Annotated in this window: 11 protein-coding genes; 1 reads left to right on the top strand and 10 read right to left on the bottom strand. The window is 63.1% G+C overall.

The window, feature by feature from the left end:
- Positions 1-57 precede the first annotated feature (57 nt).
- Positions 58-666: a 2OG-Fe(II) oxygenase gene (locus NA645_RS11405; protein ID WP_256048905.1), complete on the top strand. Its 609-nt coding sequence runs from the start codon at positions 58-60 to the stop codon at positions 664-666.
- A gap of 52 nt (positions 667-718) precedes the next feature.
- Here the strand turns inward: NA645_RS11405 and dctM are convergent, their stop codons facing one another.
- The 10 genes from dctM to NA645_RS11355 form a co-directional block, all read right to left on the bottom strand.
- Positions 719-1,999 carry a C4-dicarboxylate TRAP transporter large permease protein DctM gene (gene dctM / locus NA645_RS11400; RefSeq protein WP_256048904.1) on the bottom strand — a complete coding sequence of 427 codons (1,281 nt, stop codon included), beginning with the start codon at positions 1,997-1,999 and terminating at the stop codon, positions 719-721.
- Positions 1,999-2,625, bottom strand: a complete 627-nt coding sequence (locus tag NA645_RS11395) for a TRAP transporter small permease (protein WP_256048903.1) — start codon at positions 2,623-2,625, stop codon at positions 1,999-2,001. The genes dctM and NA645_RS11395 overlap by 1 nt, the downstream gene beginning before the upstream one ends.
- A 235-nt stretch (positions 2,626-2,860) precedes the next feature.
- Positions 2,861-3,853 (bottom strand): C4-dicarboxylate TRAP substrate-binding protein DctP, encoded by a 993-nt coding sequence (dctP, locus tag NA645_RS11390; RefSeq protein ID WP_131649055.1) that lies wholly within the window; start codon positions 3,851-3,853, stop codon positions 2,861-2,863.
- Positions 3,854-4,228: 375 nt separating this feature from the next.
- Complete coding sequence (locus tag NA645_RS11385; RefSeq protein WP_256048902.1) at positions 4,229-5,620, bottom strand: sigma-54-dependent transcriptional regulator; 1,392 nt, start codon at positions 5,618-5,620, stop codon at positions 4,229-4,231.
- Position 5,621: 1 nt separating this feature from the next.
- Positions 5,622-7,421, bottom strand: coding sequence for a sensor histidine kinase (locus NA645_RS11380; RefSeq protein WP_256048901.1), 1,800 nt, complete (start codon positions 7,419-7,421; stop codon positions 5,622-5,624).
- A 131-nt stretch (positions 7,422-7,552) separates the two neighbouring features.
- Positions 7,553-8,464 (bottom strand): dTDP-4-dehydrorhamnose reductase, encoded by a 912-nt coding sequence (gene rfbD / locus NA645_RS11375; RefSeq protein ID WP_256048900.1) that lies wholly within the window; start codon positions 8,462-8,464, stop codon positions 7,553-7,555.
- Positions 8,461-9,006 (bottom strand): dTDP-4-dehydrorhamnose 3,5-epimerase, encoded by a 546-nt coding sequence (gene rfbC / locus NA645_RS11370; protein ID WP_256048899.1) that lies wholly within the window; start codon positions 9,004-9,006, stop codon positions 8,461-8,463. The genes rfbD and rfbC overlap by 4 nt, the downstream gene beginning before the upstream one ends.
- Positions 9,003-9,875, bottom strand: coding sequence for a glucose-1-phosphate thymidylyltransferase RfbA (gene rfbA / locus NA645_RS11365; protein ID WP_131649050.1), 873 nt, complete (start codon positions 9,873-9,875; stop codon positions 9,003-9,005). The genes rfbC and rfbA overlap by 4 nt, the downstream gene beginning before the upstream one ends.
- Positions 9,872-10,942, bottom strand: coding sequence for a dTDP-glucose 4,6-dehydratase (gene rfbB, locus NA645_RS11360; protein ID WP_256048898.1), 1,071 nt, complete (start codon positions 10,940-10,942; stop codon positions 9,872-9,874). Before rfbB ends, rfbA begins: the two co-directional genes overlap by 4 nt.
- Before the next feature lie 367 nt (positions 10,943-11,309).
- Positions 11,310-13,190 carry a methyl-accepting chemotaxis protein gene (locus NA645_RS11355; protein ID WP_256048897.1) on the bottom strand — a complete coding sequence of 627 codons (1,881 nt, stop codon included), beginning with the start codon at positions 13,188-13,190 and terminating at the stop codon, positions 11,310-11,312.
- Between the last annotated feature and the right edge of the window lie 6 nt (positions 13,191-13,196).

The raw sequence follows: 13,196 nt of genomic DNA, 5'->3' as shown, positions 1-13,196 counted from the left end.
TATTCCGGCCTGCCGAAGGCCGTAGAGAAACGCCATCAGCCCATTGGAGTCACGTCCTTGCCGTTCTCTACCATCATCGACGACCTCGCCACGCGCGGCTGGTCGTTGCAGAGTGCTTTCCTTTCCAGTGATGTGACCCGCCAGCTGGCCGATGAGTGCCGCAGACGCTATGCCGAAGGTGCGCTGGCGCCGGCCGGGGTTGGCCGCGGTGAGGAGCAGGCGGTGCGCGAAGGCATTCGCGGCGACCACATTCACTGGCTGGAAGAAGGGCAGGCGGCGGTCTGCGATGCCTACCTGACGCTGATGGACGAGTTGCGACAGGCGCTCAACCGCGAGCTGTTTCTCGGCCTGGAAGAGTTCGAGTGCCACTTCGCGCTCTATCCGCCCGGCGCCTTCTATCAGACGCATCTGGACCGCTTCCGCGATGACGACAGCCGTTGCGTCAGCGCCGTGCTCTATCTGAATCCGGATTGGCGAGCGGCCGATGGCGGTGAGCTGCGCATGTACCTGGCCGATGGTTCGAGCCTGGATATCCCACCACTGGCCGGCAATCTGGTGGTTTTTCTATCGGGGAGTTTCCCGCATGAAGTGCTGGTCACGCAGACCGACCGACTGTCGCTGACCGGCTGGTTCCGTCGTCGCCCGGCGGACGTGTTGGCGCTCTGAAGCGCGCACAAAAAAGCCCGGCACAAGGCCGGGCTGGATGCGTCTGGAGCGGTTACATCCCCAGCAGATTGGGCAGGCCGAGCGAGATGGACGGCACGTAGGTGATCAGAACTAGGAAAGCCAGCATCATCGCGAGCCATGGCATGACTGCACGGATTACCTGAGTCACCGGCATACCGGTCACGGCCGAGGCGACGAACAGGTTCAGCCCCACTGGCGGTGTTATCAGTCCGATTTCCATGTTCACCACCATGATGATGCCCAGATGGATCGGGTCGATGCCCAGCTGCACGGCGATCGGGAACAGGATCGGCGCCAGGATCAGGATGATCGCCGACGGCTCCATGAAGGCACCGGCAACCAGCAGCACGATGTTTACCACCAGCAGGAACATCCAGGGCTGCAGACCTGCCTCGAGCACCATGGCGGTGATCTGTTGCGGAATCTGCTCAGTGGTCAGCACGTGGGCGAACAGCATCGCGTTGGCGATGATGAACATCAGCATGATGGTGAGCTTGCCCGACTCCAGCAGCACTTTCGGGCAATCGCGAATGGTGATGTCCTTGTAGACGAATATCGCGATGAAGGCCGAATACACCGCCGCCACCGCCGCCGCTTCGGTCGGCGTGAACATGCCGCTGTAGATGCCGCCGAGGATGATCACCATCAGCAGCAGGCCCCAGAGTGCCTTGCGTGCCGAAGACAGCCACTCGCGGAAGGTCGCGCGCGGCATTGCCGGAAGGTTCTTCTTCACCGCGATGATGTAGATCGCCGCCATCAGTGCGACGCCAAGCAGAATGCCCGGGACCACACCAGCCATGAACAGCTTGCCTACCGAGGTTTCGGTCGCGGCGGCGTAGACCACCATGACGATCGACGGCGGGATCAGGATGCCCAGGGTACCGGCGTTACAGACGATACCGGCGCCGAAGGCCTGCGGATAGCCGGAGCGGACCATGCCGGCGATGGCGATGGAACCCACGGCCGCTACGGTCGCAGGCGACGAACCCGAGAGCGCGGCGAACAGCATGCATGCCATTACCGCACCGATGGCCAGACCACCGCGGATGTGACCGACAGTGGCGTTGGCGAAATCGATCAGGCGACGCGCCACGCCACCGGTGGTCATGAAGGCGCCGGCCAGCAGGAAGAACGGAATGGCCAGCAGCGTGTAGTGCTCGGAGGTCTCGAACAGCTTGATCGCCAGTGAGGTGACCGAGTCCGGGCTGAACAGCAGGATGGTCAGCGAGCCGGCCAGGCCGAGAGAAATGGCCACCGGCACACCGATGAACATCAGCGCGAACAGCGCCACGAAGAGGAACAGGATAGTCATTATTTCGGCTCCTCTTCACCGAGCTTAAGTGCCTCGGCGGCCTCATCGGCGAGTCCCAGCCCGGTTTGTTCGTTACGCAGGATGCGCACGAAGATTTCAACGAAACGGATGAACACCATGGCAAAACCAATGGGCACGATCATGCCGATATGCCACTGCTTGACGCCGATATGGCCGAGGTCTTCGGCGCCGATGTTGGCGACGAACAACGCCTGGATCCATTCGAAACTGGCCACCGTCATCAGGCCGGCGTAACCCAGGCAGAACAGACAGGCGAGGATGCTGATGTAACGCTGTACCGGGCGCGACGCGAGCTTGACCAGCGCATCGACACCGATATGGCCGGCGGTGCGTACGCCGTAGGCGAGGCCGGTAAAGATCAGCCAGGCGAACAGCGCCTTGGTCAACGCGGTGCTCCACGTCATCGCCTGGGCGAAGCCGATAACGAAATCGCCGATTGCGAAGAAGAAGTCTTCAGCCGCTGGAAAGCTGTCCGCGAGGCTGTAGAAAATGGTGTAGAGGTTGTTCAGGACCACATAAACAAAGGTCACCAGCGTCATGGCGGCCAACAGGAAGGCGATGAAAGCCTCCTCGAAGTGGTCCCAGACGCGCCGGAGGGCGTTCATGGATGACATCTCCCGATGGAATGCATTTTGTTTTGACGGGCGTACAGAACGTTCGCCATGAGCCGGTGTGGTGACCGGTTTATAGAGCAATGAAAAACGCTTGTTTTCGTCCAGACCTCAGGCTCGGGATCGCCTTGCCTCGATGACTGCCTGGTCGGGTTCTTTTTTCACTGATCTATCGGTGTTGTAGCTGTCGCAACGGAGAGGGCGAGTTGTGCCCGCCCTCTCTTCAGGCTTACTGAGCGTTGGACGCTTCGGCGGCCTTGATCAGGTCAGCACCGATTTCGTTCTCGAACTTCTTCCAGACCGGCTTCATGGCTTCGCGCCACTTAGCCCGCTCTTCCGGAGTCAGCACCAGAATCTCGGTAGTACCGGCAGCCAAAATGTCTTGCTTGGCTTTCTGGTTCAGCGCGTCGGCTTGCTTGTTCACCTCGACGGTCACCTCGGCCAGGATGCTTTCCAGCTCGCCGCGAACATCGTCGGGCAGGCCGTTCCAGAACTTGGTGTTGGTGATCAGCATGTAGTCGAGCAGACCGTGGTCGGACTCGGTGATGTGCTTCTGTACTTCATGCATCTTCTGCGAGTAGATGTTCGAGTAGGGGTTCTCGGCACCGTTGACCACGCCGGTCTGCAGACCCTGATAAACCTCGGCGAAGCTCATCTTGCGCGGGTTGGCGCGCAGGGCTTTGAATTGCTCGTCGAGTACGGCGGAAGCCTGAACGCGGAACTTCATACCACGGGCGTCTTTCGGCTCGCGCAGTTCTTTGTTGGCCGACAGCTGCTTCATGCCGTTGTGCCAGTAGCCCAGACCGGTGATGTTCTTGTCTTCCATGGAGCGCAGCAGGCCTTGGCCGGCTTCGCTCTGCTGGAAGCGGTCTACCGCCTGGATGTCGTCGAACAGGAACGGCAGGTCGAATACCTGAACGCCCTTGGAGTAATGCTCGAACTTGGCCAGCGACGGGGCGATCAGCTGCACGTCGCCCAGCAGCAGGGCTTCCATTTCCTTGCCATCACCGAACAGCGAGGAGTTCGGGTAGACCTGAACCTCGACCTTGCCGGGCAGACGCTCTTCTACCAGCTTCTTGAACAGGTTGGCGCCCTGGCCTTTCGGCGTGTTGTCGGCAACCACGTGGGAGAATTTGATCGTGATCGGGTCAGCGGCCTGGGCCAGACCCGCGATACCCAGTGACAGAGCGCAGGCAAGCGCCGTGGCAGTCAGCTTGAACATTGTTGTGTTTCCTCTTGTTGTGGATTGAGCCGCCGCGTTGGCGAGGCAACTCGGTGAAGTCAGCAAGACCAGTCTAGGCGTCATTGAAAAAATCGCTGCGCGCTAGGCTCGCTTGCCGGCTCATGGATTAGCGAGAGCAAGTGCTGTGCCAGAAGCACGCACTTGTCTCGCGGTGCGAGAGTTTACTGGTGTAGAGGCGAAATGCTGACGAATATTTATCAGGCCGACATGTCTATCTCGTAGCTTTTGACGATTCGGGACGGATTCGACGGCGTGGGTTATCTAGCCCAGGCAACTGTTGCAGCGGCGTGGCAACCCGGTCTTGGATATGTCCGTTGTGAACTGGCGCACAGCATGCTGGCGGAAATCCGCCAGCTATTCGCCGTCGTCCGGCGAGGTTCCGCCAGTATCACTGAAGACCAGCCCATGCTTGCGCAGCTTGTCGTGCAGCGTCTTGCGCGGCAGACCGAGGGCTTCGGCGACGCTGCGCAATGAGCCGTGCGGTCGCGCCAGCTCGGCGGCGATCAGCGCTCGTTCGAAGGCATCGACCTGCTCGTTGAGCGCATTTCCCGCCGCGTCCGCCGTGCCGTCGGCATGCCGGGCTCGATCATCGAGGCCCAGTTCCAACCCCAGGGCGAAGCGCTCCGCAGTGTTCTGCAGCTCGCGGACGTTGCCCGGCCATGGATGTCTGAGCAACTGCGCGCGCTGCTCCGGGCGCAGTTCGCGGATCGGTAGTCCGTGGCGGTTGGCGGCGGTCTCGGCAAAATGCTGGAACAGGAACAGCAGGTCCTCGCTACGCTCGCGCAACGGCGGGATGCGCAGCGGCGCGACGTTCAGCCGGTAATAGAGGTCGGCGCGAAAACGGCCCTGATCGGACGCCTGGCGCAGGTCTTCCTTGGTCGCGGCGATAACACGGATGTCGAGCGGAATCATCTGGTTGCCACCCAGTCGCTCGACGACCCGCTCCTGCAGCATGCGCAGCAGTTTGACCTGCACGTCCAGGCTCATGCTTTCGATCTCGTCGAGGAACAGGGTGCCGCCATTGGCGAACTCGAATTTGCCGATGCGGCGCTTCTGCGCGCCGGTGAAAGCCCCCGCCTCGTGACCGAACAGCTCGCTTTCGACAACCGACTCGGCCAGTGCGCCGGCGTTGATTGCGACGAAGGGACCACCGCGGCGACTAGATAAGTCGTGTAGCGCGCGTGCCACCACCTCCTTGCCAGCACCGGTTTCGCCAAGGATCAGTACATCGGCCTGGGTGCCGGCGAGCGCACCGATCTGTTCTCTCAGACGCTGCATGGCCGGCGATTGACCGAGCAGGCGCATCGAAAGCTGCTGCCGGTCGGCCAGCGCCAGACGCAGGCTGCGGTTGTCGAGTACCAGCTGACGCAGCGCCAGGGCGCGACGCACGCTGTCGAGCAGCGCCTCGCTGGGGAAGGGTTTCTCGAGAAAGTCGTAGGCACCGGCACGCATCGCCTGCACGGCTAGCTGAACGTCGCCATGGCCAGTGATCAGCAGAACCGGTAGCTCGCTGTCGAGCGCATGCAACTGCTGTTGCAGTTCGAGGCCATCGAGACCGGGCATGCGAATGTCGGTAACCACCACGCCGGGCCAGTTAACCGGCAACAGAGTCGACAGGCCGCGCGCATCGCCCAGGCTGAGGACCTTGAGCCCGGCGAGGTCGAGCGTTTGGCTCAGTGCCTTGCGCAGATGGGGATCGTCATCGACCAGGACTACCTGAAACTGCGGGTCGATCTGGCTGGTCATGCTAGTCCTCGCTGGGGAAGGCGATGCCGGGATCGGCGGATCGCAGATAGAGACTGAGCTGGGCGCCGCCTTCGGGATGGTTGGCCATCTTCAGCTCGCCATCCAGGGCGCGGGTTAGGGTATCGCAGATGGCCAGCCCCAGCCCCAGGCCCTGGGCGCTTGTCTTGGTGGTGAAAAAGGGTTCTCGGGCGCGTTCCAGCGCCGCGGCGGTAAACCCCGGGCCGTTGTCGCGCAGGGTCAGCAGCACGCCATCGTCCATGCGTTCGGCGCGCAGCCAGATGCGCCGCACCGGCGGTCGCTCGTTGAGCGCGTCGAGCGCGTTGGCCAGCAGATTGGACAGAATCTGCCGCAGCCGTGTTTCGCCCGCCTGAACCCAGAGGGTTGCGTCGGGCATGTCGCGGATCAGTTCGACCCCCATCGCCTGGCGACGTTTGGCCAGTAGTGCCAGGGCATCGTCCAGTGCCGGTTGCAGTGCAACCCGTTCCGGCGCATGGCGGTCGCGCCGGGCGAAGGCACGCAGGTGAGCGATGATCGAGGCCATCCGCGCGGTGAGCTCGCTGATCAGCCTGAGATTGTCGCGAGCCTCCTCGTTGCGCTGATGATCGAGCAGCACACCGGCGTTGTCGGCATAGCTGCGGATGGCGCCCAGCGGCTGGTTGAGCTCATGGCTGATGCTGGCCGACATGGTGCCCAGCGCCGACAGTTTGCCGGCCTGCAGTAGCTCGTCCTGAGCGCGGACCAGTTCCTGCTGGGCCTGCTCGCGTTCGAGCACTTCCTGCTTGAGCCGGCTGTTGAGCGCTTCCAGATCCCGCGTCCGCTCCTGCACGCGCTGTTCGAGCTGCTGCCGAGCCTTGGCATCCAGGGCGATGCGTTCCAGCAAGTGGCGCCGCCGCTGCATCCACAGGCCGAGCAGCAGCAGCAGTGCGGCGAGGGTCGCGCCACCGATGGCGACCACGGTGCGCACTGGGCGCTCGACCAGGTTGATGGGTGCCAGGATGCGGACTGTCCAGCCGGTTTCCTTCAGCTCGCGGCTCTGGATCAGCCAGCGCTCGATGTCCAGCGTCAGGTTTTGTGGCGTGATCGTGGGGTAGGGCTGGTCAAAGGCGATCTGCTCGCGCTCTTCGGCATCCAGGGCGCGGCTGGCGCGAAACCGCCAGTCAGGGCGAGAGGTAAGGATGACCACGCCGAAATTGTCGGTGACCAGCAATTGCTCGGGCGTATTGCCCCAGAGCGTTTCGGTGTGGTCCAGATCGACCTTGACCACCAGCACACCGAGAATCCCCTGGCTGTCGCGCACCGGCGCCCCGAAATAGTAGCCGCGCTTGCCGGAGGTGTTGCCCAGGCCGTAGAAGCGCCCGAGCTGGCCGTCCATGGCCTGTCGGAAATACGGACGGAAGGCGAAGTTGCGGCCGATGAAGCTGTCTTCGGCATTCCAATTCGAGGTCGCCAGGGTCTGGCCGTTGGTGTCCATCAGGTAGATGACATCAGCGCCGGTCTGCTGGCGCAGCCGGTTCAGCAGTCGATTGGCCCGGTCGATCAGGGATGGGCTCTGGCTGTCACGCAGCAGGCTGCGCAGGTCCGGCAGGTCGCCCAGAATGCGCGGCAGGACTTCGTAGCGACGTAAAGTGCCAAGCAGGTTGGCGACGTAGAGATCCAGCGTCTGGCGGTTCTGTTCGATCAGCTCGTTGCGGTAGTAGCGCTCGGTCAGCTGCTGCAATGGCCAGAGCAATGGCGCGAGCAGCAGCGCCAGCAACGCCAGGTTGCGCCAGCGTGGGCGGCGAGTAGAAAGGGATGCGGTCATGCGTGCGTGCCTGTTGTCCGGGCGACATTATGCACGTTCAGAACTTGCGCGTTAGGGCCGTGCCCGTTTGGGACATGCGCGTTCGGGACTCGAACAGCGCCGCAGGGCCGTCGCTTGGTTTCGATCCGGAATCAAGCGTTCTGCGCAGCGACGGCGTCTTGCCCGGTCTGCACGTTGCGCGGGCTGTTCAGGCACTGATGCAAGGCGTCTTCCCAGTCTGGCAATTCGATGTTCCAGTCGCGCTGCAAGCGTGAGCAGTTGAGGCGCGAATTGAGCGGGCGCTGAGCGGCGGTGGGGTAGTCGCTGGACAGGATGGGTTCGAGGCTGGCGCGCAGGCGACCCTGCTGGCTCAGGTGTTCGGCGATGCTGCAGGCGAAGCCGTACCAGGAAGTCTCGCCGTTGGCGGTCAGATGATAGAGCCCGCTGGGGCCGCCGCTGCCGTTGCGCCATTTGCGCACCAGCTCGGCGGTGACCGTGGCGAGGGTACCAGCCCAGGTCGGCGCACCGATTTCATCGTCGACGACCGACAGCGAATCGCGCTCCTGCAGCAGGCGCTGCATGGTCAGCAAGAAGTTGTGACCGTGCGATGAGTAGACCCAGCTGGTACGCAGAATCAGATGCTTGCCGCCGACCGCCTGAACCGCCTGCTCACCGGCCAGCTTGCTTTCGCCGTACACGCTCAAAGGGGCTGGCTGATCCTCCTCCCGATACGGCTCGGATTTGCGACCGTCGAAGACGTAATCGGTGGAGTAATGAATCAGCGGCACGCCAAGAGCGGTCGCTTCCTCGGCCAGTACGCCGGGGCCGACGGCGTTCACCGCGAAGGCCTGTTCGTGATCAGCCTGCGCCGAGTCGACGGCGGTATAGGCAGCCGCGTTGATGATCAGGTCGGGACGCAGCAGGCGAACCTGCCGGCGAATCTCCGCCGGTTTGGCCAGGTCCAGTACGTTGTGTCCCAGGGCGAGTACCTTTCCCTCACCGGCGAGCGCCAGTTGCAGCTCCCGAGACAGTTGCCCCCTGCTACCGGTGATGAGAATTTTCATGCGAACAGCTCCGCCTCGCTGAGTACCTTGCCGTCAATATCCTTCTGCGACAGCTGAGGCGGCTCGCTGAATGGCCAATCGATGCCGATCTGCGGATCGTTCCAGAGCAACGAGCGCTCATGGGCCGGCGCGTAGTAGTCGGTGGTCTTGTAGAGGAATTCGGCGCTCTCGCTGAGTACCACGAAGCCGTGCGCGAAACCTTCCGGAATCCACAGCTGACGCTGATTCTGTGCGCTCAGGTGGGTACCGACCCAGCGGCCGAAACTGGGCGAGCTGCGCCGCAGGTCCACCGCCACGTCGAACACTTCGCCAGCCACGACCCGCACCAGCTTCCCCTGGGGCTGCTGGATTTGATAGTGCAGGCCCCGCAGCACGCCGCGCTGGGACTTGGAATGGTTGTCCTGGACGAAGGTGCGCTTGAGTCCCGTCGCGGCTTCGAATGCGGCGGCGTTGAAGCTTTCGTAGAAGAACCCGCGTTCGTCACCGAAGACCTTGGGCTCGATGATCAGCACGTCGGGAATTTCGGTTTCGATGATCTTCATGCGGTTTCACCCGCCAGCTTGAACAGGTACTGGCCATAGCCGGTCTTGCCCAGTGCATCGGCGCGCTGCAGCAGCTGCTCGCGGTCGATCCACTTGTGCTGGTAGGCGATCTCTTCCAGGCAGGCGACCTTCAGGCCTTGGCGGTGCTCGATGGTCTGCACGTACTGCGAGGCTTCCAGCAGGCTGTCGTGGGTGCCGGTGTCGAGCCAGGCGAAGCCGCGACCGAAGCGCTCGACATTTAGGTCGCCGCGCTTGAGGTAGGCATTGTTGACGTCGGTGATTTCCAGCTCGCCGCGCGGCGAGGGCTTGATCGACTTGGCGATCTCGATCACGTCGTTGTCGTAGAAATACAGGCCGGTCACCGCGTAGCTCGACTTCGGTTTCGCCGGCTTCTCTTCGATGGACAGCGCCTTGCCGTTCTCGTCGAAATCGATCACGCCGAAACGCTCAGGGTCCTTGACCCAGTAGCCGAACACCGTAGCGCCTTTCTGCTGTGCCGAGGCGCGCTGCAGCTTCTCGGTGAAGTGCTGGCCGTGGAAGATGTTGTCGCCGAGGATCAGGCACACCGAGTCGTCGCCGATGAATTCTTCACCGATCAGGAAGGCCTGGGCCAGGCCGTCCGGCGAAGGCTGTTCGGCGTAGCTGAAATTGACGCCGAACTGGCTGCCGTCGCCCAGCAGGTTCTTGTACTGCGGCAGGTCCTGGGGGGTGGAGATCAGCAGGATGTCGCGGATCCCAGCCAGCATCAGCACCGAGATCGGGTAGTAGGCCATCGGTTTGTCGTAGATCGGCAGCAGCTGCTTGGATACGCCCAGGGTGATGGGGTGCAGACGGGTGCCGGAGCCTCCGGCGAGGATGATTCCTTTCATGCGTTCTCCAGCGCGCCAAGGCGCTCACGTTGATAGCTGCCGTCCTGAACGCGACGGCACCATTCCAGATTGTTCAGGTACCACTCCACCGTCTTGCGCAGACCGGTCTCAAAGGTTTCCCGCGGGACCCAGCCCAGCTCGCGCTCGATCTTGCTGGCGTCGATGGCGTAGCGCAGATCGTGGCCGGGACGGTCCTTGACGAAGGTGATCAGGTCCTCATAACGCGCCAAACCTTCCGGCTTCTGCGGCGCCAGTTCTTCGAGCAGGGCGCAGATGCCACGCACCACGTCGATGTTTTTCTGCTCGTTGTGGCCGCCAATGTTGTAGGTCTCGCCGACCTGGCCTTCGCTGACCACCTTGAACAGCGCGCGAGCGTGATCTTCCACGAACAGCCAGTCACGCACCTGGGCGCCATCGCCGTAGACCGGCAGCGGCTTGCCATCCAGCGCGTTGAGAATTACCAGCGGGATCAGCTTCTCTGGGAAGTGATACGGCCCGTAGTTGTTCGAGCAATTGGTGATCAGCACCGGCAAGCCGTAGGTGCGCTGCCAGGCGCGGACCAGGTGATCCGACGAGGCCTTGCTCGCCGAATAGGGCGAGCTGGGCGCGTAGGGCGTGGTTTCGGTGAACAGATCGTCGACGCCGTGCAGGTCGCCGTATACCTCATCGGTGGAAATGTGATGGAAGCGGAACGCCTGGCGACGGCCTTCGGGCAGCGTCTGCCAGTAGGCACGGGCGGCTTCCAGCAGTTGATAGGTACCGACGATGTTGGTCTGGATGAATTCGGCCGGGCCGTCGATGGAGCGATCGACGTGGGATTCGGCGGCCAGATGCATGATGGCGTCTGGCTGGAATTCCAGCAGCGCTTCGGCCACGCGCTCGCGATCGGCGATGTCGGCTTGCAGGAACTGATAACGGTCGCTGCTCTGCACTTCTGCCAGCGACTCCAGATTGCCGGCATAGGTCAGCTTGTCCAGGTTAAGGACGCTGTGCGGGGTGTCTTGGATGAGGTGACGGATCAGTGCAGAGCCGATGAATCCGGCTCCGCCGGTTACGAGAATGCGCATGATGATTGGCTTCCTTGGCGCGCTACAGAGCAACAGGCTCTTGGCATGTCGGCAGGATAGACCTGCTGAAAATACAAAAATTCCCAGCCGTGGTCTGGAGATGTGAGGCGGTGATGTAAGTCTGAGGCCGGCGTCTTCGGCAGGCAACGATGTCGGCACGTTACGCGGCGGAGCGACCAAGTTGGCGGCGGGGGATGCCTTTATCTGCGCAAGTGCGCGCCTGGCTCGTTCAACGCGCGTGGCGATGCAGAGGAAGGCCGGCGGCATGAATGGCAAAAGGCACGCCCGGCTCCGGGCGAGCCGTTCGCCGAGGCGGCCCGAAGACGGAGTCTGACGCCGTTTCGGGCCCGCTCATAAGAGGAACGTCTCAGAGAATGAAGCGACCGACCTTATCGTTCAGCTCGCTGGCATGCCCTTGCAGCAGGTGCGCCTGCCGCTCGCCTTCCACCGAGTTGGTCGCCAGCGTGTCGCCCAGCGACTTGATGGTCACCACGTTGCGGGTGATCTCCTCGGTGACGGCGGACTGCTCTTCGGCCGCGGCGGCGATCTGCATGGACATATCGGAAATCTGCTGCGCCGCCTGGGTGATTTCCTCCAGCGCGGCGGACGCCTGCTGAGCGTCGTTCACGCTGCGCTCGGCCAGTGCGCGGCTGCTGTCCATCTTGTCCACGGCGTTCTGGGTGATGCGCTGGAACGTGGCGATGGTCGCCTGGATTTCCTGCGTCGATGCATGCGTGCGCTGCGACAGTACCCGCACCTCGTCGGCCACCACGGCGAATCCACGGCCCTGCTCGCCGGCGCGCGCGGCTTCGATCGCGGCGTTCAGTGCCAGCAGGTTGGTCTGCTCGGCGATGCCTTGAATGCTGGCCAGCACGCCGGAGATCGACTGCGAGTGCTGGCTCAGCTCGGCAATCACACCGGTAGCCTGCGCGACCTCGTCGGCCAGGCCGGTGATTGAACGCTGGGTATTGCGCACCAGTTCCAGCCCCTGTTGGCTGTTGTGCGTCGATTGCTGCGCCGACTGCGCGGTGCGCTCGGCATTGCCGGCGATTTCCTGGGTGGCCGAGGCCATCTCGGTCACCGCCGTGGCGACCAGCGCCAGCTCCTGCTGCAGGCGCCCGAGCTCGGCGACCGACAGGCTGCTGCGCTGCAGCACGTCACCGGACTCGCCACCGATATCTTCGGCGTGGCGGCGAATGTGACCGACCAGCGTATGCAGGCTGCCGACGAACTGGTTGAAATGCCGAGCAAGGCTGCCCAACTCATCGTTGCTCGCTTCGGGGATGCGCTGGGTCAGATCGCCGTTGCCGTCGGCGATTACCCGCAGGCCCGCGGAGACCACGCCGAGCGGCCGCAGCAGCCAGGTGCACAGCAGGCCGATGGCGGTCAGCGAGATGATCAGAATCACGCCGAAGGCGGCGAGGCCCGTCCACAGCTGGCGATACAGCGGCGCCGCCAGTACGGCGTCGTCCAACACCATGACCAGCACCTGATCGGCATGGCCGATCGGCGCGGCGTAAAGGCGCTTGCCGTCACCATCGAGCAGGTGCCGCGTGCCACTGTGGGCAACCAGGCCGGCGAGCGTCGCCTGATCCAGCGCCGGATAAAGCGCCGTCACCTTTTTGTCCAGGTAAGCGCTATCCGGGTGGCCGAGCACGGTGCCCTGCTTGTCGATGAAGAACGCCAGGCCATCGCCCGGAAGTTCGATCTGTTTCAACTGATCGAGAATCTCGCCCATGCCGACGTCGGCACCCAGGACACCGAGCGCCTGCCCGTTGTGCTGCAGGGTACGCCCCAGCGAAAGCACGAACTGGCCGGTCGCCGCCGCCACGCTGGGTGTGGAAATGTAGACCTCGCTCGGTGTCAGCAGCGCTTGCTGATACCACTTCCAGCGGCGCGGATCGTTGTTGTCCGCCGGCAGGCTGACCTGATCGGCGTTGATCTGGCTGCCATCGGCGCGAGCGAAGAACACGTTCTCGAACCCGCCAGCGACCTTCGCCTGCACCAGCGCACCGTGCAGCGCCGACGTTTCGTCGACCGGTACGGACAGCAGCGCCGCTTCCTTGCTCTGCAGCCAGTAGCGCACGCTGGCGCTGAAGGTCTTGCTGGCGATGGCGACCTGCTCGGCGATGTGGCTCTCCAGACTTTTGCGGCTCTCGATGAAGTTCAGCGACAACTGGCTGGCGCCGGCGAGCAGCACTGCGGCGCAGGTGGAGAGCACGATTTTCTTTCGCAGTGACAGCGACATGGAACA

Origin of the sequence: Stutzerimonas stutzeri (assembly GCF_024448955.1) — a bacterium.
GTDB lineage: Bacteria > Pseudomonadota > Gammaproteobacteria > Pseudomonadales > Pseudomonadaceae > Stutzerimonas > Stutzerimonas stutzeri_AQ.
Note: the sequence above shows the minus strand (reverse complement) of the source record. Positions and strands in the feature narration are given on the sequence as shown.

What these genes read in the sequence shown, in the direction of transcription:
- NA645_RS11380 (WP_256048901.1), bottom strand. Translation starts at nt 7,421, where the DNA reads ATGACCGCATCCCTTTCTACTCGCCGCCCACGCTGGCGCAACCTGGCG.
- rfbB (WP_256048898.1), bottom strand. Translation starts at nt 10,942, where the DNA reads ATGCGCATTCTCGTAACCGGCGGAGCCGGATTCATCGGCTCTGCACTG.
- rfbD (WP_256048900.1), bottom strand. Translation starts at nt 8,464, where the DNA reads ATGAAAATTCTCATCACCGGTAGCAGGGGGCAACTGTCTCGGGAGCTG.
- NA645_RS11355 (WP_256048897.1), bottom strand. Translation starts at nt 13,190, where the DNA reads ATGTCGCTGTCACTGCGAAAGAAAATCGTGCTCTCCACCTGCGCCGCA.
- rfbA (WP_131649050.1), bottom strand. Translation starts at nt 9,875, where the DNA reads ATGAAAGGAATCATCCTCGCCGGAGGCTCCGGCACCCGTCTGCACCCC.
- dctM (WP_256048904.1), bottom strand. Translation starts at nt 1,999, where the DNA reads ATGACTATCCTGTTCCTCTTCGTGGCGCTGTTCGCGCTGATGTTCATC.
- NA645_RS11385 (WP_256048902.1), bottom strand. Translation starts at nt 5,620, where the DNA reads ATGACCAGCCAGATCGACCCGCAGTTTCAGGTAGTCCTGGTCGATGAC.
- rfbC (WP_256048899.1), bottom strand. Translation starts at nt 9,006, where the DNA reads ATGAAGATCATCGAAACCGAAATTCCCGACGTGCTGATCATCGAGCCC.
- NA645_RS11395 (WP_256048903.1), bottom strand. Translation starts at nt 2,625, where the DNA reads ATGAACGCCCTCCGGCGCGTCTGGGACCACTTCGAGGAGGCTTTCATC.
- dctP (WP_131649055.1), bottom strand. Translation starts at nt 3,853, where the DNA reads ATGTTCAAGCTGACTGCCACGGCGCTTGCCTGCGCTCTGTCACTGGGT.